The sequence below is a fragment of the Plantactinospora siamensis genome (assembly GCF_042434095.1).
In the GTDB taxonomy this organism is placed as follows: Bacteria; Actinomycetota; Actinomycetes; order Mycobacteriales; family Micromonosporaceae; genus KBS50.
This window is the reverse complement of sequence record NZ_JBHLUE010000004.1, coordinates 782,655-801,781: the sequence shown is the minus strand read 5'-3', so window position 1 is coordinate 801,781 and position 19,127 is coordinate 782,655. Positions and strand designations below refer to the sequence as shown.

20 protein-coding genes are annotated in these 19,127 nt (G+C 74.2%); 7 read left to right on the top strand and 13 right to left on the bottom strand.

Annotated elements, in window-relative coordinates:
• Positions 1–12: 12 nt before the first annotated feature.
• The 3 genes from ACFFHU_RS08560 to ACFFHU_RS08550 are packed head-to-tail and all read right to left on the bottom strand — an operon-like array spanning position 13 to position 2,605.
• The gene (locus tag ACFFHU_RS08560) at positions 13–675 is read right to left on the bottom strand and encodes a hypothetical protein (protein WP_377337160.1); all 663 of its coding nucleotides are present in this window, start codon (positions 673–675) and stop codon (positions 13–15) included.
• Positions 672–2,252 (bottom strand): IQM protein middle domain-containing protein, encoded by a 1,581-nt coding sequence (locus ACFFHU_RS08555; protein WP_377337159.1) that lies wholly within the window; start codon positions 2,250–2,252, stop codon positions 672–674. Before ACFFHU_RS08555 ends, ACFFHU_RS08560 begins: the two co-directional genes overlap by 4 nt.
• Positions 2,249–2,605, bottom strand: a complete 357-nt coding sequence (locus ACFFHU_RS08550) for a hypothetical protein (protein WP_377337158.1) — start codon at positions 2,603–2,605, stop codon at positions 2,249–2,251. The genes ACFFHU_RS08555 and ACFFHU_RS08550 overlap by 4 nt, the downstream gene beginning before the upstream one ends.
• Before the next feature lie 273 nt (positions 2,606–2,878).
• On the opposite strand from ACFFHU_RS08550, the gene ACFFHU_RS08545 reads away from it, so the two are divergent.
• Together ACFFHU_RS08545 and ACFFHU_RS08540 are read left to right on the top strand one after the other, a co-directional pair.
• Positions 2,879–4,210, top strand: a complete 1,332-nt coding sequence (locus tag ACFFHU_RS08545) for a right-handed parallel beta-helix repeat-containing protein (protein WP_377337157.1) — start codon at positions 2,879–2,881, stop codon at positions 4,208–4,210.
• Positions 4,211–4,393: 183 nt separating this feature from the next.
• Positions 4,394–5,197, top strand: coding sequence for an SGNH/GDSL hydrolase family protein (locus ACFFHU_RS08540; RefSeq protein WP_377337156.1), 804 nt, complete (start codon positions 4,394–4,396; stop codon positions 5,195–5,197).
• A 118-nt stretch (positions 5,198–5,315) separates the two neighbouring features.
• On the opposite strand, the gene ACFFHU_RS08535 is transcribed toward ACFFHU_RS08540, so the two are convergent.
• The gene (locus tag ACFFHU_RS08535; protein WP_377337155.1) at positions 5,316–6,164 is read right to left on the bottom strand and encodes an aldo/keto reductase; all 849 of its coding nucleotides are present in this window, start codon (positions 6,162–6,164) and stop codon (positions 5,316–5,318) included.
• Positions 6,165–6,392: 228 nt separating this feature from the next.
• Between ACFFHU_RS08535 and ACFFHU_RS08530 the strand changes: the two genes are divergently transcribed.
• A complete protein-coding gene (locus tag ACFFHU_RS08530) occupies positions 6,393–7,169 on the top strand; it encodes a GAF and ANTAR domain-containing protein (RefSeq protein ID WP_377337154.1) in 777 nt (258 codons plus the stop codon).
• A gap of 58 nt (positions 7,170–7,227) precedes the next feature.
• Here the strand turns inward: ACFFHU_RS08530 and ACFFHU_RS08525 are convergent, their stop codons facing one another.
• Complete coding sequence (locus ACFFHU_RS08525; RefSeq protein ID WP_377337153.1) at positions 7,228–7,608, bottom strand: STAS domain-containing protein; 381 nt, start codon at positions 7,606–7,608, stop codon at positions 7,228–7,230.
• A gap of 1,012 nt (positions 7,609–8,620) precedes the next feature.
• Here ACFFHU_RS08525 and ACFFHU_RS08520 point away from each other — a divergent pair.
• On the top strand, positions 8,621–9,748 hold the full coding sequence (locus ACFFHU_RS08520) for a hypothetical protein (protein WP_377337152.1): 1,128 nt from the start codon (positions 8,621–8,623) through the stop codon (positions 9,746–9,748).
• A gap of 116 nt (positions 9,749–9,864) precedes the next feature.
• Here ACFFHU_RS08520 and ACFFHU_RS08515 read toward each other — a convergent pair whose 3' ends face one another.
• From ACFFHU_RS08515 to ACFFHU_RS08505, 3 genes are all read right to left on the bottom strand, one after another.
• Entirely contained in the window at positions 9,865–10,656 is a 792-nt protein-coding gene (locus ACFFHU_RS08515; protein ID WP_377337151.1) for a D-Ala-D-Ala carboxypeptidase family metallohydrolase, read from the bottom strand.
• A 149-nt stretch (positions 10,657–10,805) separates the two neighbouring features.
• A complete protein-coding gene (locus ACFFHU_RS08510) occupies positions 10,806–11,966 on the bottom strand; it encodes a low temperature requirement protein A (RefSeq protein ID WP_377337150.1) in 1,161 nt (386 codons plus the stop codon).
• A 129-nt stretch (positions 11,967–12,095) separates the two neighbouring features.
• A complete protein-coding gene (locus ACFFHU_RS08505; RefSeq protein ID WP_377337149.1) occupies positions 12,096–13,328 on the bottom strand; it encodes a serine hydrolase domain-containing protein in 1,233 nt (410 codons plus the stop codon).
• Between the two features lie 58 nt (positions 13,329–13,386).
• Between ACFFHU_RS08505 and ACFFHU_RS08500 the strand changes: the two genes are divergently transcribed.
• The 3 genes from ACFFHU_RS08500 to ACFFHU_RS08490 all read left to right on the top strand — a co-directional run bounded on the left by ACFFHU_RS08500 (position 13,387) and on the right by ACFFHU_RS08490 (position 15,876).
• Positions 13,387–13,848 (top strand): PPOX class F420-dependent oxidoreductase, encoded by a 462-nt coding sequence (locus ACFFHU_RS08500; RefSeq protein WP_377337148.1) that lies wholly within the window; start codon positions 13,387–13,389, stop codon positions 13,846–13,848.
• A 76-nt stretch (positions 13,849–13,924) separates the two neighbouring features.
• A complete protein-coding gene (locus ACFFHU_RS08495; protein ID WP_377337147.1) occupies positions 13,925–14,683 on the top strand; it encodes a MerR family transcriptional regulator in 759 nt (252 codons plus the stop codon).
• Positions 14,684–14,706: 23 nt separating this feature from the next.
• Positions 14,707–15,876 carry a hypothetical protein gene (locus ACFFHU_RS08490; protein WP_377337146.1) on the top strand — a complete coding sequence of 390 codons (1,170 nt, stop codon included), beginning with the start codon at positions 14,707–14,709 and terminating at the stop codon, positions 15,874–15,876.
• A gap of 119 nt (positions 15,877–15,995) precedes the next feature.
• Here ACFFHU_RS08490 and ACFFHU_RS08485 read toward each other — a convergent pair whose 3' ends face one another.
• The 5 genes from ACFFHU_RS08485 to ACFFHU_RS08465 all read right to left on the bottom strand — a co-directional run bounded on the left by ACFFHU_RS08485 (position 15,996) and on the right by ACFFHU_RS08465 (position 19,092).
• Positions 15,996–16,226, bottom strand: coding sequence for an antitoxin (locus ACFFHU_RS08485; protein ID WP_377337145.1), 231 nt, complete (start codon positions 16,224–16,226; stop codon positions 15,996–15,998).
• 220 nt (positions 16,227–16,446) lie between these two features.
• Positions 16,447–16,629 carry an antitoxin gene (locus ACFFHU_RS08480; RefSeq protein ID WP_377337144.1) on the bottom strand — a complete coding sequence of 61 codons (183 nt, stop codon included), beginning with the start codon at positions 16,627–16,629 and terminating at the stop codon, positions 16,447–16,449.
• Between the two features lie 5 nt (positions 16,630–16,634).
• Entirely contained in the window at positions 16,635–17,381 is a 747-nt protein-coding gene (locus tag ACFFHU_RS08475; RefSeq protein ID WP_377337143.1) for a YqeB family protein, read from the bottom strand.
• Between the two features lie 2 nt (positions 17,382–17,383).
• Positions 17,384–18,178: an ABC transporter permease gene (locus ACFFHU_RS08470; protein WP_377337142.1), complete on the bottom strand. Its 795-nt coding sequence runs from the start codon at positions 18,176–18,178 to the stop codon at positions 17,384–17,386.
• On the bottom strand, positions 18,175–19,092 hold the full coding sequence (locus tag ACFFHU_RS08465) for an ABC transporter ATP-binding protein (protein WP_377337141.1): 918 nt from the start codon (positions 19,090–19,092) through the stop codon (positions 18,175–18,177). Before ACFFHU_RS08465 ends, ACFFHU_RS08470 begins: the two co-directional genes overlap by 4 nt.
• Between the last annotated feature and the right edge of the window lie 35 nt (positions 19,093–19,127).

Below are 19,127 nucleotides of genomic sequence, written 5' to 3'. Positions count from 1 at the left end.
GTAGGGCCCCTCCTACCCCGCGTCCGGCGCGGCCCCGGACTCGTGGCCGGCCGGCGGGGGCGGCGGGATCGGTACGAGGTCAGCGGCCGAGAAGCCGACCAGGTCGCGGACGAGCTCGACGAGCGGGCCGGCCTCGCCGTCCTCCCGCGCCACCAGGTCGAACGACATGGCGCGCGGGTCGACGGGCCCGCGCAGCGCCACCACCGCGCCACCGCGCAGCCGCAGCACCAGCACCAGCAGCGGACCGGACGGGCCAGCCACCTCGTCGAACTGCTCCTTGACCAACCCGCCGATCTGGTACGCCGGCAGCGGCACCCGGGCGATGGGCCGGGCCCGCTCGACACCGGGCCAGTCGGCGGCGGCCAGCTTGACGAACGCCGGCTCGGGCCAGGGCCGGAGTTCGTCGAGCCGGCGCCCGACCCGGGCGAGGAAGTCGAGCATCTCGGCCGCCCCGTACCGACGGCTGAGGTCAACGCTGTCCGGCGGGAGCTCGCCGTGCCGCAGCGCCACCCGGATGGCGTCGGCGAACTCCTCGACCCGACCGGCGAAGTATCGGCCGTCGATCAGCCCGTCGGCCATCATCGCTGCCGACGCGTCGCTCAGATCCGGCGCGGAGTCGAGCGTGTAGAGCAGCATGTCGAGGTAGCCCCGGGCGGGGTAGGGAATCTCGGTCATCGTCGGTCGCCGTCCCAGCCGTGCCGGTGGAAGGTTTCGTCGGGGCTCAGGCCCTGGCCGCGCAGGGTGGCGAGCACCAGATCATTCATCTCCGGAGCGGGTCGGTAGTGCCCGCTGCGGTCACTCATCGCCAGCAGTGTGCCATGGCGTACCTCGATCTCACCCGCCCCGGCGACCGGTGCGCCGGCCAGCAACGACGAGTGGTGAATCACGCCGACCTGCTGGCGCAGTGAGGCGTAGAGGTTGCCGTGCTCGTCCATCACGAAGATGGCGCGACCGTTGCCGGACCAGACCGTCCGGCCGGTGTGCGTGTCGAAGAGCCGGCCATCGGCGGCGCTGCGCAGGCGGCCGTCCGGGTCCACGAAGAGCCGGTGCGCCTCACGTTCCTCGGCGGACATGTAGTGGACCGGGGTTCGGAAGGCGCGCGGCGGATGCGGCAGGTCAGGGTCGTCCTCGCCGGTGAACCGGTGCCCCAGATGAGCATCCGCGGGCAGCCCGCCGCCGGCCAGCGGCGCCGGCGCCGGGTCGCCCTCGCGCCAGCCGCTCGCGCCATCCCCGGCGACGTCGGCCCGTTCCCCGCTGGGGTCGGCCCGCTCCCCGCCGGCGTCGGTCCGTTCTCCGGCGTCGGTCCGTTCTCCGGCGTCGGTCCGTTCTCCGGCGTCGACCCGTGCTCCGGGGTCGACCCGCTCCCCGGCCGCGCGACCGGCGCCCGCCTTGCCGGCGCCCGCTGGGCCGGCGGCCGCCTTGCCGGCGCCCGCTGGGCCGGCGCTGGTGAGCGGGTCGGTCCGGGCCGACCGGCGCAGCCCGCCGGCCAGCTCGGTGAGGATCTCGTCGAGCCGCCGGACCAGGGGCGCCAGTCGATGCAGGCTGGCGATCAGGGCGCGCAGGAACGTGCCGATCCTGGCCGCCCAGCGGGCCACCAGGGCGGCCACCTGGCCGACCACCACGGGGGTGGCCAGGCCCAGCGTGAGACCCGCCTCGGCGAGCCACTCCGGCAGCCGGGCCGCGAGCGTGGCCACGAACTGGGCGATGAGGTCCCGCACGATGCCGCGGACCAGCGCCACCAGCAGCCCGGCGCCCTGCACGGCCGAGGACAGGCCGCCGGCCGCCGTGCCGATGCCGGCGAGCGCCACCGCCTCCTCCTCGGCGTGCGACCGGTACGCCTCGGCCGCCAACCCGGCCCAACCGGCCGTGTCGGCCCGCGCCGCGGCGCGGTAGCCGGCGCCGGCCTCGGTAACGAACCGACCGACGTTGGCCCAGGTGGTGGCGTGCGCTGCCACCTCGTCCGGGTCACCGGCCAACCGGTCGAGCGCCTCCGAGAGCGGACGGACGTGCTCCATCAGCCAGGCAACGCCCCAGGCGGCGAGCGAGCCGAGCGGATCGGTGATCAGCCCCAGGGCGTCGAGGCTGGCGCCGACGCCACCGAGGGCGCCGTCCACCCAGCTCCGGTCCGCGACGGCCCCGGCCACCCCGGCCGCGTCCTCGACCAGGCCCGCGCCGGTGGACCAGGCGGTGGAGTCGTGCCGGGCGGCCACCAGCGGCGCGTCGTGGCCGGCCAGCATCGGCGGCGCGGTCACAGCGGCAGCTCGCGGACCGGTCCGGCCGGGACGGCCCGGCCGGCGCCCACGGCGAGGAGCCGGGCCGCGCTGCCGCCGTCGGCCGCCACGGTGCCGGCCACGACGGTCCGCAGCGCGGCCCCGGTCTCCCGCACCGAGTCCTCGGCGCGCAGCAACGCGGCCGCGCCCGCGCCGAACGCCGGATCGAGCAGCGCCGGAAGCATCCGGCAGAGCGATCCGTACGCGCCGGCGTCCATCGACACCGCCCGCACCGCGGCTCGGGCTCGCGCCACGGCCTCGGCCACCTGGGTCACGGTGCCGGCGTGCCGGGTCACGTCAGCCACCGGAAACCGGAGCACGTCCGTCGTACCCATGCCGAGCCTCCCCACCGGATGAACGGAACTCCCGGCGCCCATTGCAGCCGGTCCGCTCGACCGGCGGTAGCCCTCGGTTCGCCGCCTGTGGATAACTCGGGTTCGCCAGGCTCCCCTGTGGATAACCGCCGTCGACCGTCGTCCCACGGTGCTCTACTGGTCGACGGTGAGCGGGACCAAGCGCGGGGAGCGGAGGTAACGATGACCCTAAGGGTTCCTGAGGGATTCCTTAGCGGGCGTGCCTGCGGGCTCGGCCCTCCGTAGAGTCGTGCGGTGACCAAGCAAGCCCGCCGCGTCCTCGCCGCCGCGTCCGCCGCCCCGTTTTTGCTGCTGCTGCCGGGCTGCGGGGCCGGCGGCGGGAACGACGCCTCCGCCGTGCCCGTGGCCGAGACGGCCGGCGCCGCCGGGCCGAGCACGACCGCCGGGCCGGGCGCGGACACCGGGATGGGCGCGGCCGCCAACCCGAGCGGCGCCGCGGCCAGCCCGTCCGGGCCGGCCGCCACCGCCACGGCGGTGCCGCGGAACCCCGGCGGCACGGTGCGGGTCGTCGGCCCGGGCCATCCGTACCGGACCCCCTGCCAGGCCATCGGCGCGGCCAGGGCCGGCGACACCGTCCAGATCGACGCCCGGGGCAATGGCGGGTACGACGGTGACGTCTGCGGCTGGAGCACCCGGGGCCTGATGATCGTCGGCTTCAACGGCCGGGCCCGGATCGACGCGGCCGGCCGGAACAGCCAGGGCAAGGCCACCTGGGTGATCGCCGGCAGCGACACCGTGGTGGACAATGTGGAGCTGAGCGGTTCGACAGTCCCGGACGGCAATGGCGCCGCGATCCGGCAGGAGGGTGCCGGGCTCACCGTCCGGCACAGCTACCTGCACGACAACCAGAACGGCATCCTGGCCGGCGACAACGCCAGCAGCGACATCGTGGTGGAGTCGACGGAGTTCGCCCGCAACGGCGCCGGGGACGGCTACACGCACAACATGTACATCAACCACGTCCGCAGCTTCACCCTGCGGTACAGCTGGTCCCACGACGCCAAGGTGGGACATCTGGTCAAGTCGCGGGCGCTGGTCAACGACATCCTGTACAACCGGATCACCGGCCAGGGCGGCTCGGACAGCTACGAGATCGACCTGCCCAACGGCGGCCGCAGCCGGATCATCGGCAACGTCATCCAGCAGGGCGCCGCGACGCAGAATCCGACCATCATCGCCTTCGGCGAGGAGGGCGCGTCCAATCCGGACTCCCGCCTGTCGGTGGTGAACAACACGATCGTGAACGACCTGGGCAAGGGGACGGCCATCGCGGTCGGCGGCTCCGTCGGGGCCGGGGCGCTGGTGCAGAACAACATCCTGGTGGGCGGGGGCACGCTCGTCACCCAGTCCGGGGCCAGCGTCGCGGGCAACTGCACGACCGCCGACCCCCGGTTCGCCGGCCGCTCCCGGTACGACTACCACCTCGGCGCCGGCTCACCCTGCGTCGACCGGGGAACGACGCCGGCCGCCGGTGTCCGCCCCTCCGCACAGTACGTCCATCCGCTGAGCCATACGGGCCGCGCGGTCAAGGGCTCGGCCATCGACGCAGGCGCCTTCGAGAGGTAGCCGAGGACGTAGCAATCCGTTCACCCGGCGGGGGTTCCGGAGTTTGCCGGTGCCCCCGCCGCTCGCTGCGCATTCGATGTCTTTCACCGGATGGCGGGGAAACTCTGATCTTGACAGTTCTTGTCATAAAGATTTAATGGTATCAATTCCGCACCACCATCCTCACCACCCCCGGAGGACGTCGTGCGGAGAACCCGCCTCACCAGCCTCGTCGCCACCCTCGCGGCGACCGCGATCGCCACCCTCGGCCTGGCCGCTCCCGCCCGGGCGGCCGCCGGTGACAACTACGTCGCGCTCGGCGACTCGTACTCGTCCGGCCTCGGCGCGGACAGCTACACCTCGGAGAGCGGCGGCTGCTACCGCAGCACCAACGCATATCCCGCGCTGTGGGCGGCGAACAACTCCCCGGCGTCATACCGGTCGGTGGCCTGCTCAGGCGCGACGACCGACACGGTGGTCAGCAGTCAGCTCTCCGCGCTGTCCGCCAGCACGACCCTGGCCAGCATCACGGTGGGCGGCAACGACGTGGGCTTCTCCAACATCATGACCACCTGCGTGCTGCAGGGGACCACCGACTGCGTCAACGCGGTGAGCGCGGCGGAGAGCGCGGCCCAGAACACGCTGCCGGGCAAGCTGGACAACGTCTACAACGGCATCCGCTCGCACGCGCCGAACGCCCGGGTCGTGGTGCTCAGCTACCCGGTGTTCTACCAGCTCAACACGCTCTGCATCGGGCTCAGCGACACGTCGCGGGCCAAGATCGACGAGGGCATCAACGTGCTCGACGGGGTGCTCTCCGCGGCGGCCGCCCGGCACGGCTTCCGGTTCGGTGACGTCCGATCCATCTTCGTCGGCCACCAGCTCTGCAGCTACGGCACCAAGTGGCTGCACGCGCTCAACATCACCAACCTCAACGTCTCCTACCACCCGACCGCGGCCGGCCAGTCCGGCGGCTACTACCCGGTCTTCCGGAACACCGCCGGCTGACCGAACCGGCGCCCTGACCGAACCGGCGCCCTGTCGACCAAGAGGTCCGCGTCACCGGAGAACGCTCCGGTGACGCGGACCTCTTGATCAACCGTGGAAGGCGGCGGGACGAACGGCGTCAGGACGGCACGTAGTCGAACGTGTCCGGCTGCGGTCCGGTACGCCCGGCCTCGCCCCGGTCCAGCCCGCTGATCCGGCGCACCTGCTCGTCGTCCAGCTCGAAGTCGAAGATCTGGAAGTTCTCCTCGATCCGCTTCGGCGTGACCGACTTCGGGAACACGATGTCCCCGCGCTGCACGTGCCAGCGCAGCACCACCTGGGCCGGGGTCCGGCCGACCCGCTCGGCGATCTCCGTGACGACCGGGTCGTCCAGCACGGCGCCCTGGGCGAGCGGCGACCACGCCTCGGTGGCGATGCCGTGCTCGGCGTCGTACCGCCGTACCTCCTCGTTGGTCAGGTACGGGTGCACCTCGATCTGGTTGACCGCGGGCACCAGGTCGGTCTCGGCGGCCAGCCGCTCCAGGTGCGGGACCTGGAAGTTCGAGACGCCGACCGACCGGGCCCGGCCCTCCCGCTTGAACTCGATCAACGTCTGCCAGGTCGAGACGAAGTCGCCGTCGTAGAGGGTGGGCAGCGGCCAGTGGATCAGGAACAGGTCGACATGGTCGAAACCGAGCGCGTCGAGGGTGCTGTCGAAGGCCTTCCGGGCGTCGTCGGGACGGTGGAAGCCGTTGTTCAGCTTGCTGGTGATGAACACCTCGTCGCGGGAGACCTCCGAGGTGCGAATCGCCTCCCCGACCTCCTTCTCGTTGCCGTACATCTCGGCGGTGTCGATGTGCCGGTAACCGACCTCGAGCGCCGCGCGCACCGCGGCCACGGTGTCCTTCGGCTCGATCTGGAAAACCCCGAAGCCGAGCTGGGGAATCTTGTTGCCATCGTTCAGGGTGATATCGGGAACCGCGCCCACCTTGATCGCTCCTTCGTCCGTTCGTGGCTTCGCCGGCCGGCTCGGACCGCCGCGGCACCGGTCCGCGCGCCCGCGCCGCCGGCGTCCCTGTGCAGTACCCAGCACGCCGTGGGCTACCCGCCCTGCGGCGTGCCAACGGGAACTGGAGGAATCGGAGATTGGCTGGTCGCCGCCCGGGGCAGTACGCATCCGCAGAAATTGTTGAGGCCGCCGGAAGGAGTCGTCGCCATGCCCACAGCAGCTCCCGATCATCGCGGTGAACCATCGACCCTCTTCCACGGCGACGCCGGCAAGCTCGACGAGATGGCGGTCCGGCTGGGTGACCTGGCCCGGACCCTGGAGGACGCCGCCGACCTGCAGACGACCCTGGACGGCATCGTCCGGGCCGCCGTCGAGATGGTGCCGGGCGCCGACCACGCCGGCATCATGCAGGTACGCCGGCGCCGCGAGCTGACCACCTCGGCGGCGACCGGCGAGCTCGTCGTCGCGGTGGACCGGGTGCAGTACCGCACCGGTCAGGGTCCCTGCCTCGAGGCGCTCTACCAGCACCGGACGGTCCGGCTGCCGGACGGCCGCCTGGAGCGGCGCTGGCCGGCTTTCGTGGCCGGGCTCGACGAGCACGGGATCGGCAGCATGCTCTCCTGCCAGCTGTACGTGCACCGCGACGACCTGGGCGCGCTGAACCTGTACGCCGAGCAGCCGAAGTCTTTCACGGACGAGTCCGAGCAGATCGCCCTGCTGTTCGCGGCGCACGCCTCGGTGGCGTTGGCCACGGCGACCCGGATGGCGCAGCTCGGTCAGGCGCTGGACAGCCGGGACATCATCGGGCAGGCAAAGGGGATCCTGATGGAGCGTCACCGGGTGACCAGCGACCGGGCGTTCGCCATGCTGGTGCGGGTCAGCCAGGACCTGAACGTCAAACTCGCCGACGTGGCGCACCACCTGGTGAAGACCGGGGAGCTCGACGGCGGGCGGCCGCCGGCGCCGCGGACCGGCGCGGCCTGATTCCGGCCTGATTGCGGCGGCCGGCGCCCTGAGCCGGTGCGGACGGCGGCGGCCGGCCTCAGTCCGCCTCGGCGATCGTGCCGGCGAGGAGGGCGGTCACCCCGCTGATCTCCAGCACCCGGGCCACCGTGCCGTGCGTCCCCCGCACGACCAGCCGGCAGCCCCGCTCGGCGGCGTTCGCCTGAACCTCGAGCAGCTCGCGGATCCCGGACGAGTCGAGGAACGTCACGGCGCTCAGGTCCAGCTCGATCCGGCTGATCGGAGCGGTCGTGTCCGCTCGGTTCAGCGCCTCGGCGACGGCCTTGCCGACCTGCTCCGCGGTGGACATGTCCACCTCACCGGTGAGGTGGATCCGGGCGGTCGACCCCGCGCGCGAAACGGACCGTACGACCGCCGGCGTTGTCGGGCGCTGGCGATTGTCACTACTGTTCGTAATCAAAAGAGCACTCCATGGTTCCGTCGACTCCCGTCCCTCGACTCAGAAGGCGGTGACCGACAGGACCATGTTACGTGATGACAGGCAGCTACTCTCTGTGTCGATCGTGCAGCGCTTCGTCATGGGTTGATCCAAAAGTTCGCACTGCTTCCCGATTCCGCTAGCGTGATCGGGGTGAGGATCGAGCGGCATTGGTGGAACGGTGATTCGGCCCGGCGTTCCCGGCGGGACGTCTACGTACGAACCGACGGGCAGTCGTGGCTGGTGGAAGCTCAGATGGGCGGCGCGGACGGCCGCTCCAAGGTCCAGGAGTGCCCCAGTCGTGCCACGGCACTCATCCTCGCGGACGCCTGGCTCGGAGGTCGGCCCGACTGGCGTGAAGTGGTCCACTGAGGGTAACGACCGCCGCCGGCAACGGTCGCTGGGGCGTCAACCCCCTGTCATCACCGGGTCCGGCCCGGTCTCTCGTTCCGCAGTTCAGTGGCTACTCACCGTAACTGCATTCGCGCGGTGAGCGACACCGACAGCGCGCCGGCCGCCGCCGCGCGCCCTTGCCGGGCTGGCGTGCGCCCTTGGCGGCAGGTCGTGCCTCCGGCCGGCCCGCCGCGCGCCCCTGCCGGCCCGCCGCCATGCCTCCGTCCGGCCGCCGTGCCTCCGCCGGTCCGGCAGCCGTGCCGCCGGTCCGGCAGCCGTGCCGCCGGTCCGGCAGCCGTGCCGCCGGTCCGGCAGTCGTGCCGCCGGTCCGGCAGCCGTGCTTCCGGTCCGGCCGCCGTGCTTCCGGTCCGGCCGCCGTGCTTCCGGTCCGGCCGCCGGGCCGGGGTCGTTGGCCCGGCGCAGTCGCCGGCTTCTCCGCCGGCCGCCGTCGGCACCGTGGGCTCGGGACCGTCGGGGGGCGGTCGGGGCGGGCGTCATCCACGGCGTCGATGCGGGACGGATGAACTGTGGGACGGATCCGGACGTACCACTAGCTAACACGCGGCGGACCGCGCCGCGATGGAACCGCGAGGAGGCAGGCGTGCACATCGTGGACCAGACGCCGGATCCGGTCGACCGCGCGCTCGGAGAGGTGCCCCTACCGTCGTACGTGACGGCCGAGGACGTCCGACTCGCCGTGCGAGCGGTGGTGGTGCACGCGGCCGAGGAGTGGCCGGCGGGCCCCAAGTGCCGCAACGACGGTGCTCCGTACCCCTGCCGGCTGCACCGGTGGGGCCGCCGGGTGCTGACCGAGCACGGCCTGAACGATCGGCAGATCGACGCCGTGGAACGGCACGGGAACCCCTTCCTCGAGATTCCGGCCCGGGGGATGTCGTCGACACCGTCCGAGCGGATCGGCGCCCCCGCTCCGCCGGCCCGGTCCGGCCCGCCGTACCCGCGGCCGGGCGCGGGCCCGGCCCGGCCGGGCGTCGTGCCGGCCCGGCCGGGTGCCCTGCCGCCGCGGCAGGGCGTCGTGCCGGCCCGAGCGGGTGCCCTGCCGCCCCGGCCCGGTGCGGCCACCGCGCGCCCCGGCGCGCTGCCGAACCGCGCGGGCGCGCCGACCGGCCGGCCCGGCGCGCAGACCGGCCGGCCCGGTGTCCTGCCGCCGCGACCCGGCGTGCCGACCGGCCGGCCGGGTGCGCTGCCGACCCGGACCGGCGGCGGCGCGCTGCCGCGCTCGGCGTCCGGTGCGCCGGCCCGGCCGCACCAGCCCGGAACCGCGGCGCTGCCGACCCGCCCATCGCCGGCCGCTGGCCAGCCGGGGACCCCGTGGTCCGCCCCGGGTTCCGGCTGGTCCGTTTCCGCGGCCGGCCGGCCCGGTACGCCGGCCGGCCGGCCCGGTGCGTCGGCCGTCCGGCCCGGTGCGCCCGGCGGCGTCGGCGGGCGTCCTGGCCCGGGCGCCCGGCCCGGGTCGCCGGGCGTCGTTCCCGGGCCGCCCGGCCACACGCCGGGCGCCTGGCCGGGTCCGGCCGGGTCGACCGGTCGCCCGGCGGGACCGTCCGGCCGCGTGCCGGGAGCGCCCCCGCGCACGCCGGGGGTGCCCGGCCGCACCCCTGGCGCGTCCGGCCGGCCCACCGGCGCCCGGTCCGGACACCAGCCGCCGGCCAGCCGGCCGGCCCCCGGCGTACCGCCGGCCGGCCATGCCGAGCAGGGCCGCGCGGCGAGTTGAGCACCGGAACTCGAGGGCCGGTGTCGAAGCGTCGGGCCTCGCCTCGGCTGCGGGGATAGGGACACCGGCCCCGCATCCCGGCCGGTTCGGCGCCCGAACCGGCCGGGCCGTGCGGTTCAGGCGCCGGCCGCGCCGGGACCGCTGATCCCGCACGAGGGCGCGGACCAGTAGGCCGGCAGGCGGTCGGCGCTGTTCTCGGTTCGCGCGTCCAGGTGCACGTGGTCGCTGTGCCCCGGGTAGCCCGGCCCGAGCAGCCCACTGGCGCCGTGGCTGCGCGCCTCCCGGGCGATCGTGCAGAGCGGTACGCCCGGCGACACGATGTCGGCGGCGTTCCCGTACAGGTGCTGGCTGCGGGCGGCACCGTCCACCTTGGCGTTGCAGGAGCGGCTGCGGAACCCGCTGATGACCGTGAGCGGGCGGTCGCCGAGGGCGTGCCGCAGGGCCTCCAGCTTCCACATCATCCGCAGCGCGTTGGCCCGGGTGGCGGCCGCCGACAGCGGGCCACCGTCCCAGCCGGCGCCGCCGCAGCCGTCGTCGAGCTCGGCGTAGCTGAAGTGCGCCGGCGTGCAGTCGTTGTCCTGCAACGCGTACAGCTTGGCGAAGGTCTTCGGGCCGGCGATCCCGTCGGCCCGCAGCCCGTAGGCGGCCTGGAACCGGCGGACGGCCGCGGCGGTGCGCGAGCCGTAGCGGCCGTCGATGGTCAGCGTTCCGGCGTATCCGGCCCAGCCGGCCACCCGGATCTGCAGCTGCCGCACGTCCTCGCCGCTGCGTCCGGTCTGGAGGGTTCGGGTCCAGGTGTAGCAGCCGTCGGCCTGGGCGGCGCCGGCGGTGGCCGCGACGCCGGCGCCGGTGGTGGCGATCGTGAGGGCCAGGGTCAGGGCGGCTCGTCGCCATCGGGAAACGCGCATCGCTGTCCTTTCGAGACGGAGGTGGCGAGGCGAGGGGTTACCGGGAGCGGCGCCTCACGAGTCACCCTCACATTCCTTAAGGTGCTTTTCCGGCATATCGAGACATACGGCGAACCGCCGGGCCGTACCCGCAGGTCATCGGGCCGGGATCAACCCGGCGGGCGCGGCTCCTCCGGCGGGCGGCCCTTGCTGCGTACGGTGTCCCGCACCGCGATGACGGCCAGCACGACCGCGACGGTCGCCTCGGTGGCCAGCGGCGGGAACCACAGCAGGATCGGCGCCGCCACGGGCAGGGCCACCAGGCCGAAGATCCGGTTCGGGGAGACCCGGCGGAACACCTCGTACTCGAATCGGGCCCGGCCGAGCAGGAACAGCACCGGGCCGCCGAGCGCGATCGAGACGGTGGCCGTCCGGGTGCCCTGGGTGGGATGCGTGATGAAGAAGTCGAAGCTGGCGGCCGTGGCCACCACGCCGGCCACCATCACGAGCTGGGTGACCGGGGCGGTGGCGACGAACCGCTCCGGCTGCGGGGACCGCTCGATGGCCGGGGACAGCGTCTCGCCGGCCCGGTGCACGTAGATCCGCCACAGCAACGTGGTGATCAGGAAGGCCAGCACGAAGGCGGCCACCTCGCCGAGGTCGAAGTCGGTGCGGCTGAGCGCGATGCCGGTGATCAGGACCGCGTCGCCCAGGGCGATGATGAAGAACTGCTGGTAGCGCTCGGCCAGGTGTTCGGCGATCACCGCGTACCGCTGGATCGGCGGTCGGCCCATCCGCGGCACCGGGTAGCCCAGCTTGGCGCCGGCGTAGTCGACGGCCAGCGCGACCAGCCAGAGCGCCGGCCGCCAGTCGCCGGCCGCGAAACCGCCGGCCAGCCACGGTACGGCGCTCACGGCGAACCAGATGAAGACCCGGATGGCCCGTTCCCGCGAGTGCCGCTGGCCGCGCAGCAGGGGGATCAGGTAGCAGCCGCGCCCCAGGTGGATGGCCACGTACGCCCCGGCGAACACCGCGCCGTGCAGCCCGAAGGCGCCGGGGATGGCGGCGGCCATCAGCAGGCTGCCGAGCGTCACGGCGATGGTGAGGCCCTGCATGGGCGGTCGCCGCGGGTCGTAGTAGTCCGTGACCAGCGTGGTCACCAGCCACACCCACCAGGTGGCCATCAGCAGCACGAGGGCGTGCAGCGCGCCGCCCCAGGAGGTGTCCCGACCGAGCCCCTCGGAGATCAGCGCGAGGCTGACCACGAACACCAGGTCGAAGAAGAGCTCGAGCAGGGTGGTCCGCGGCGGACCGTCGGGGGCGCGCGGCACGATGCGGGGCCTCGGCCGCCGGCCGCGACCCGGCCGGCGCGCCCCATCGTCGCGCCATGCTCCCATAACAGCAAGATTGGCAGCTTATAGGGCTTATCGGACGATATCGGCGGAATAACCGCTGGCGTCCTAATCGACCAGTGCCGAGTACACCAGCTGGCGCAGCTGCGGCCGCAGCGGGTGGGTGCTCGACGGCATCAGCTGGGTGAAGAGCATGGCCGTGACCTCCTCGACCGGGTCCACCCAGAAGGCCGTGCTGGCCGCGCCGCCCCAGCCGTACTCGCCGACGCTGCTCGGCACCCGCGCCGGCACCGGGTCGAGCACCACGGAGAAGCCCAGCCCGAAGCCGATCCCGCCGAACGCCGTTTCGGCGAAGCCGGCCGGCTCGAACGCGGCCAGGTCCCGGCCGCCCGGCAGGTGGTTACGGGTCATGAAGCGGACGGTCCGGGGCCCGAGCAGCCGTACGCCGTCGAGCTCGCCCTTGCGCAGCAGGAACTGGGTGAACCGGTGGTAGTCGGCGGCCGTGGAGACCAGCCCGCCGCCGCCGGAGAGGAACTCCGGGCGGCGCAGCGCCGCCCGGTCCAGGGCCTCGGGGGTACGGACCGCCCGCCCGGTCAGCGGGTCCGGCCGGTACAGCGCGGCCAGCCGCTTGGCGTCGGCCTCCTCGACCCACCACCGGGTGTCGGTCATCCGCAGCGGCCCGAGGATCCGCTCGGCGAAGAACTCGTCCAGCCGCCGGCCGGAGATCACCTCCACGAGCCGGCCCAGCACGTCCGTGGCGACCGAGTAGCCCCACGACGTGCCCGGCTGCGCCCGCAGCGGCAGCCGGGCCCAGCCCGCGCAGGCCGTCGCGAGGTCCTGGCCGGGCGGCACCGACAGGTCGTAGCCGGCCGCCCGGTACAGGCCGTCCGCCACCGCGGTCTGCAGGAACCCGTACGTCAGCCCGGAGGTGTGGGTGAGCAGGTGCCAGATCCGGATCGGCTCGGCCGCCGGCACGGTGTACGGCTTGAGCACCGAGCCCTTGTCGTACACCCGCACGTCGGCGAACTCGGGCAGCCACCGCGCGATCTCGTCGGTCAGCTCGAGGCGGCCCTCCTCCCAGAGCATCATCACGGCCACCGAGGTGATCGGCTTGGTCATCGAGTAGATCCGCCAGAGGGTGTCCGGCTCGACGGGGGTGTCGGCCTCGATGTCCCGCCGCCCGTACGTGGACGCGTGCGCGACCTCGCCCCGCCGGGTGACCACGATCTGCCAACCGGCGAGCCGCCCGTCGTCGACGTACCGGGCGAAGTGTCGGTCGATCCGGGCCAGCCGGCCCGGGTCGAAGCCGAGGCGGGCGGGGTCGGTGCTCGGCGCGATCATGCGCCGAACTTAGCCCCGGGCAATCGGTTTCGGAATAGCCGCCGGGCATACTCGGGAAATGCCTCGAACTGTCGCCACCAACACCCGCGTCGACCGCGACGCCCTGCTGGAGTTTCTCCGCCCCCGCCACCGGGCGGTGCTGCTGACCACCCGCGTCGACGGCCGGCCGCAGTCCTCGCCGGTCACCTGCGGGATCGACGAGGCGGGCCGGCTGGTCGTCTCGACGTACCCGGATCGGGCCAAGGCCACCAACGTGCGCCGCGACCCCCGGGCCTCGGCCTGCGTGCTCTCCGACGACTGGAACGGCCCCTGGGTGCAGCTCGACGGCACCGCCGAGGTGCTCGACCTGCCGGACGCGCTGGAGCCGCTGGTGGAGTACTTCCGGTGCATCTCCGGCGAGCACCCGGACTGGGACGAATACCGCACCGCCATGCGGGAACAGGGCAAGTCGCTCATCCGGCTCACCATCGAGTCCTGGGGACCCATCGCCACCGGCGGCTTCCCGGCCCGGCTGGCCTGATCGGGCGGCCGCTCCCGGTCAGCTTGACCCTCACCCGACGTGGGGGTGGACCGTGGGGACCGCAAGGGAGGGAACCATGGCCTGGACGGTGGGGCGGGTGGCCGAGGCCGCCGGGGTGAGCGTGCGAACGCTGCACCACTACGACGAGATCGGGCTGCTCAGGCCCGGATCCCGCACGAGCGGCGGCTACCGGCGGTACGACGACGCGGACCTGGACCGGCTGCAGCAGATCCTGTTCTACCGCGAGCTGGGGTTCCCGCTGGAGGAGATCGCCGCCATCCTGGACGACCCGGACGCCGATCCGGTCAGCCACCTGCGCCGGCAGCACGAGTTGCTGACCGGGCGGGTCAAGCGGCTCCAGCAGATGGTCCAGGCGATCGAGTTCGCGATGGAGGCGAGGAGCATGAACATCCGGCTCACCCCGGAGGAGCGGTTCGAGGTGTTCGGGGAGGCCGACCCGGACCGGCACGCCGCGGAGGCCGAGCGGCGCTGGGGCGACACCGACGCGTACCGGGAATCGGCCCGGCGCGCCGCCCGGTACACCAAGGACGACTGGCTGCGGATCAAGGCCGAGCAGGAGGACTGGAACCGGCGGTTCGTCGCGGTGATGGACTCCGGCGCCGCCCCGGACGGCCCGGCGGCCCGGGAGCTTGCCGAGGAGCACCGGCAGCTGATCAGCCGGTCGTTCTACGAGTGCGGCTACGACATGCACCGCGGCCTGGCCGACATGTACATGGCCGATCCGCGCTTCACACAGACGTACGAGACCATCCGGCCGGGCATGGCCGGGTACCTCCGGACGGCCATCCACGCCAACGCCGACAGCCACGGGTAGCCGCGCCCGGCTACGGTGGCGGGATGCGGAACTGGGCAGTGCTGGTCGGTGGCGCCGGGGCGGCCCTCGCGGCGACGCTGTGGGCGGTCGGGCTCACCACGCTGCAACCGCTGACCGAACCGTACGGGCCATGGTCCGAGCGGCTGGCCGGGGACACTACGTACTGGGCCCGGGACCTGCGGTTCGCGGCGATCCTGGCCGTGCTGCTCGGCCTGCTGCTGGCGGCCCGCGGCGCCCGGCCGATGGTGCTCGCCGCGGCGCCGCTGGCCGCCGCCTGGGTGATCGCCGACGTGCTGCTCGACCGGGCCGATGTCGAGGGTCGGGCGATGACCCTGCTGCTCGCGGCGGCCGGCGTGCTGGCGGCCCTCGGTCTGCTGACCGCCGTGCTGCGCCGGCCGTCGCTCGCGGGCCGGCCACCCTCCGCCGGGACGCCGGCCGACGTCTCGCCGGTTCCGAGCGAGTCGCCATCCGCGGGCGCCGCGGCCGACCGTTCGGCCTCCCGGGGCCGCCGCGCCCTGATCCTCACGGCGGCCATCGCGGCCGCGGTGGCTCCGCTGGCGGCCACCACCGAGTCGCCGACCGATGCGGAGTCGGGACTCGTGGCCGCCGCGGTCGGGACGGCGGCGCTGCTCGCCGTACTGGCGATCGGGAGCGCGCTCGCGGCGGCGCCGGCGGCCGACCGGCGGCGCCGGACCACCGCGGGCCTGCTGGCCGCGCTCGCCGCCGGCGGCATCGTGCTCTCCCGGGCGCTGCCGCCCGGCGACCGGCTGGGCCCCACCGTGCTGCTCGGCGTGCTGCTGCTGGCCGGGGTGGCGGCCCTGGCCGACCGGACGCGTCGGGACGCGGAGACCGGCAGTCCGGAGCCCGTGCGGTGGCGCCGGGTGGGCCTGGCCGCCCTCGCCGCGCTGGTCGGCTATCCGCTGCTGCTGTACGGGTTCGGGGCGGTCCTGTCGATCCTGCCGGTGGCCGCGGCGCTCACCCGCGCGGCCGGGAACACGGCGGTCGGCAGCGCCGAGGTGGATCTGCTCCGCACGGCCGTCGGCCTGCTCATCGGGCTGGTGTTCGGCGCGCTCCTCACCTGGCTCACCGCTCCGGCCGCCGCCGGCCGGGCCGGCAGCGGTCCGGCTTCGAACGGTCCGGCTCCGGGCGCACCGCCCGCGGGCGGGCGGGCCGGCGCGGGTCGGACGGGCTGAGCCGGGCGGGCTGAGCCGGGCGGGCTGAGCCGGGCGGGCTGAGCCGGACGGGCTGCGCCCGAGGGGCTGAGCCGGACGGGCCCGCGCCGACGACGCGGGCCCGACGCTGCGGCGCGGCGTCACCCGGCCTGCTGCTGCCCCCGGTTGCCGGTGGCGGGCGGTGCCTGCTGCCCCTGCTGCGACTGCCTGCCGGTGGCGCGCTGCGCCTGCTGGGTGGCCTTGTTGACCTTGTCCTCATACTTGCCGCCGGTGCGCCGGTTCACCTCGTCCCCGGCCTTGCGCATGCCCTGGTCGACCTTCTGCTCGTTCCGGTCGACGAAGTCCTTCGCCTTCTTCATGAAGTCGCCCATCGGGTCCCCCTCCCGGTGTTTCCTCGCCCCCGCGTTCCCGAGGCACGGCCGCCGAAACGGCCCGGCGCCGGAACGGCCCGGGGGCGTGAGCGCCGAGACGGCCCGGCGCGCGGCAGCCGAAACGGCCCGGCGCCGGGGCGGGTGAGCGCCTCGGCGGCCGGGCCGTTAAGCGGGGGCCCCTGCTATACAAAAAGCGATAAGAAGGGGCCCTTCCTTCGACTCAGGGCTGGGTGTCGCCCGCGCCGGTGCGCTGCTGCGCCTGGTCGACGCCCTTGTCGATCTGCTCGTCGTACTTGCCGCCCGTGCGCTGGTCGATCTGGTCGCCGGCCTTGTCGATGCCCTCGTCGACCTGCTTGTCGTGCTTGTCGGCGAAGTCCTTGGCCTTGTCCATGAAGTCACTCATCGTCATCATCCTCCGTTCTGGCTATGGGAGTCGTTTTCCCCCGATCGGCCCGGCGAAACGGGATGCGACTCGCGCCAGTACTGCCGCTTGCGCACCTCCCGTACCACCACTCCCAGCCGGGCCAGCTCGGACCGCAGCTCGGCCGCGTCGAGCGCCTGGCCGGCGTCCAGGGCCCGTTGCCGGGCCCGCAGCAGCGCGTCGGCCCCGACCGGCGTACCGGCCCCGCCCGGCACCCAGCGCCGGTACGCGCCGCCGCACGGGTCCGCGGCCAGCCAGCGGTAGCCGTGCCCGGTGAACGCCTCGGCGAGCCGGTCGGCCGGCAGGTCGGTGCGCTCCCGGGCCGGCTCGGCGCCGTCCGGTGCCAGCAGCACCAGGTCCCTGCCGTCCAGGAACGCGGCCGCCACGCCGGCCCGGGGGAAGGTGCTCCAGATGCCGTCCCGGAGCAGCCGCACCCCCTCCCGGGAGACCTCGACGGTGAGCAGCTCGCGGGCGCCGGCCACCGCCACGGCGAGCCCCGCGACGGCGCCCAGCAGCCCCGCGCCGAGCAGCCCGTACGGCTCCGGCACCGAGGCCACCAGCTCGAACCAGCTCTGCAGCGGCGCCCACGGCAGCTCGGCCAGCCAGCCGGCGAGCAGGCTGAGCAGCCCGCCGAGGGCGGCGCCGGCCAGCGGGAAGCCGGCCCAGAGCACGGCCAACCCCAGCGGGCCCTCGGCGACCACCGCGGGCGACCCGTACCCGGCCGCGCCGCGCATGGCTAGGCCACCTCGCGCCGCAGCGTGCGGTACAGCCCCGCGGTGAGCGGCAGCGCGACCCACACCGCGACCGAGACCGCCAGCCGGCCCCACTGGGCGGCGGTCACGGTCGGCCCGAAGAGCGGATCCATCGTGACGGTGGTGTCCAGCCAGCCGGCCGGGCCGCGCAGCGATTTGATCAGGCCGCCGAGCACCGACCAGACGGTCGGCAACAGCAGGTACGTCACGATCGCCAGCGGCGTGTTGAGCAGCAGCAGACCGAAGGCCGCCCCCATCAGCACGTTGATCCCCTGGAGCAGCACGGCATGCCAGATGACCGCCGCCTCGATGGTCCACCGGCCACCGTCGCCGGTGGCGCCGGCGATCAGCGTGCCCGCCGCGGCCACGGCCAGGCTGGCCAGCACCGAGGCCAGCGCCGCGAGGACCACGGCGGCGAGCTTGGCCAGCACCACCCGCCCGCGGCGCGGGGTGAGGGTGAAGGTGGCCAGCCCGGAGCGCTGCGACCACTCGCTGGTGATGGAGAGGATGCCCAGCACCGGCAGCAGGATCCCCACGGGCAGCAGCGACGGCTCGAAGAAGGACGCGAACGTCTGCTCGGCCTCGGGCACCACGAACAGCTGCACCACCACGATCGCCGCGGCGATCAGGCCGATGGTGATCAGCAGCCAGACGCCGGCCCGGGTGTCGGCCAGCTTGCGCAGCTCCACGCCGGTCAGCCGGGCCAGCGAGGGGCGGCGGACCGCGGCCCGGGAGGCCGTCGGGGCGGTTCGGGCGGGTGGCTTGGTGACGGTGGTCATCGGACGGCCTCCTTGGTCGACTGGCCGGCGGTGAGGGTGAGGAACAGCTGCTCCAGGCCGCCGCCTCCGGCCGGTCGCAGTTCGCGCAGGACGATCCCCGCGGTGGCCGCCACCTGGCCGACCGCCTCCGCCTCGGCCGGCACCAGCAACCCCCCGTCGGTGTCGCTGGCCGCGCCGGCCTCGTCGGCGGGGAGGAGACCGGCCGCGACCAGGGCCGTGGCCAGCGCGGCACGGTCCCGGGCCCGGACCAGGGTGCCGGCGCCGGCCAGCAGCTCGGCCTTGTCGCCCTGGGCCACGATCCGGCCGCCGCCGATCATGACCAGCCGGTCGGCCACCGCCTCCACCTCGCGCAGCAGGTGCGAGGAGAGCAGCACCGCGCCGCCCCGGTCGGCGAAGTCGCGCAGCAGGCCGCGCATCCAGAAGATGCCCTCCGGGTCGAGGCCGTTGGCCGGCTCGTCGAGGATGAGCACCCGGGGGTCGCCCAGCAGCGCGTGCGCCAGGCCGAGCCGCTGGCGCATCCCCAGCGAGTACGCCCGGACCCGCCGCCGGGCCGCGGTCGGGTTCAGCCCGACCAGGTCCAGGCTGCGGTCCACCGCGTTCCGGCCCACCCCGAGGGTGCGGGCCGAGAGCGTCAGCACCTCCCGCCCGGTACGCCCGCCGTGCTGGGCCGAGGCGTCGAGCAGGACGCCGATCTCTCGGCCCGGGTTCGGCAGGTTCCGGTACGGCCGGCCGAGCACCGTGGCCGAGCCGGTGGTGGGCGGGGTCAGCCCGCAGATCATCCGCATGGTGGTGGACTTGCCCGCGCCGTTCGGGCCGAGGAAGCCGGTGACGGTGCCCGGCTCGCAGGCGAAGGAAACGTCGTCGACGACCGGGTGGCGGCCGTACCGCTTGGTGAGCTGGTTGACTTCGATCACGGGCCCAGCCTGCCGGCGCCACCCGGCCGGCCGCT

Excerpts from the sequence above, each read along its gene's own strand:
- ACFFHU_RS08560 (WP_377337160.1), bottom strand. The coding sequence starts at position 675 with ATGACCGAGATTCCCTACCCCGCCCGGGGCTACCTCGACATGCTGCTC.
- ACFFHU_RS08550 (WP_377337158.1), bottom strand. The coding sequence starts at position 2,605 with ATGGGTACGACGGACGTGCTCCGGTTTCCGGTGGCTGACGTGACCCGG.
- ACFFHU_RS08530 (WP_377337154.1), top strand. The coding sequence starts at position 6,393 with ATGCCCACAGCAGCTCCCGATCATCGCGGTGAACCATCGACCCTCTTC.
- ACFFHU_RS08515 (WP_377337151.1), bottom strand. The coding sequence starts at position 10,656 with ATGCGCGTTTCCCGATGGCGACGAGCCGCCCTGACCCTGGCCCTCACG.
- ACFFHU_RS08505 (WP_377337149.1), bottom strand. The coding sequence starts at position 13,328 with ATGATCGCGCCGAGCACCGACCCCGCCCGCCTCGGCTTCGACCCGGGC.
- ACFFHU_RS08500 (WP_377337148.1), top strand. The coding sequence starts at position 13,387 with ATGCCTCGAACTGTCGCCACCAACACCCGCGTCGACCGCGACGCCCTG.
- ACFFHU_RS08495 (WP_377337147.1), top strand. The coding sequence starts at position 13,925 with ATGGCCTGGACGGTGGGGCGGGTGGCCGAGGCCGCCGGGGTGAGCGTG.
- ACFFHU_RS08490 (WP_377337146.1), top strand. The coding sequence starts at position 14,707 with ATGCGGAACTGGGCAGTGCTGGTCGGTGGCGCCGGGGCGGCCCTCGCG.
- ACFFHU_RS08485 (WP_377337145.1), bottom strand. The coding sequence starts at position 16,226 with ATGGGCGACTTCATGAAGAAGGCGAAGGACTTCGTCGACCGGAACGAG.
- ACFFHU_RS08480 (WP_377337144.1), bottom strand. The coding sequence starts at position 16,629 with ATGAGTGACTTCATGGACAAGGCCAAGGACTTCGCCGACAAGCACGAC.
- ACFFHU_RS08475 (WP_377337143.1), bottom strand. The coding sequence starts at position 17,381 with ATGCGCGGCGCGGCCGGGTACGGGTCGCCCGCGGTGGTCGCCGAGGGC.
- ACFFHU_RS08470 (WP_377337142.1), bottom strand. The coding sequence starts at position 18,178 with ATGACCACCGTCACCAAGCCACCCGCCCGAACCGCCCCGACGGCCTCC.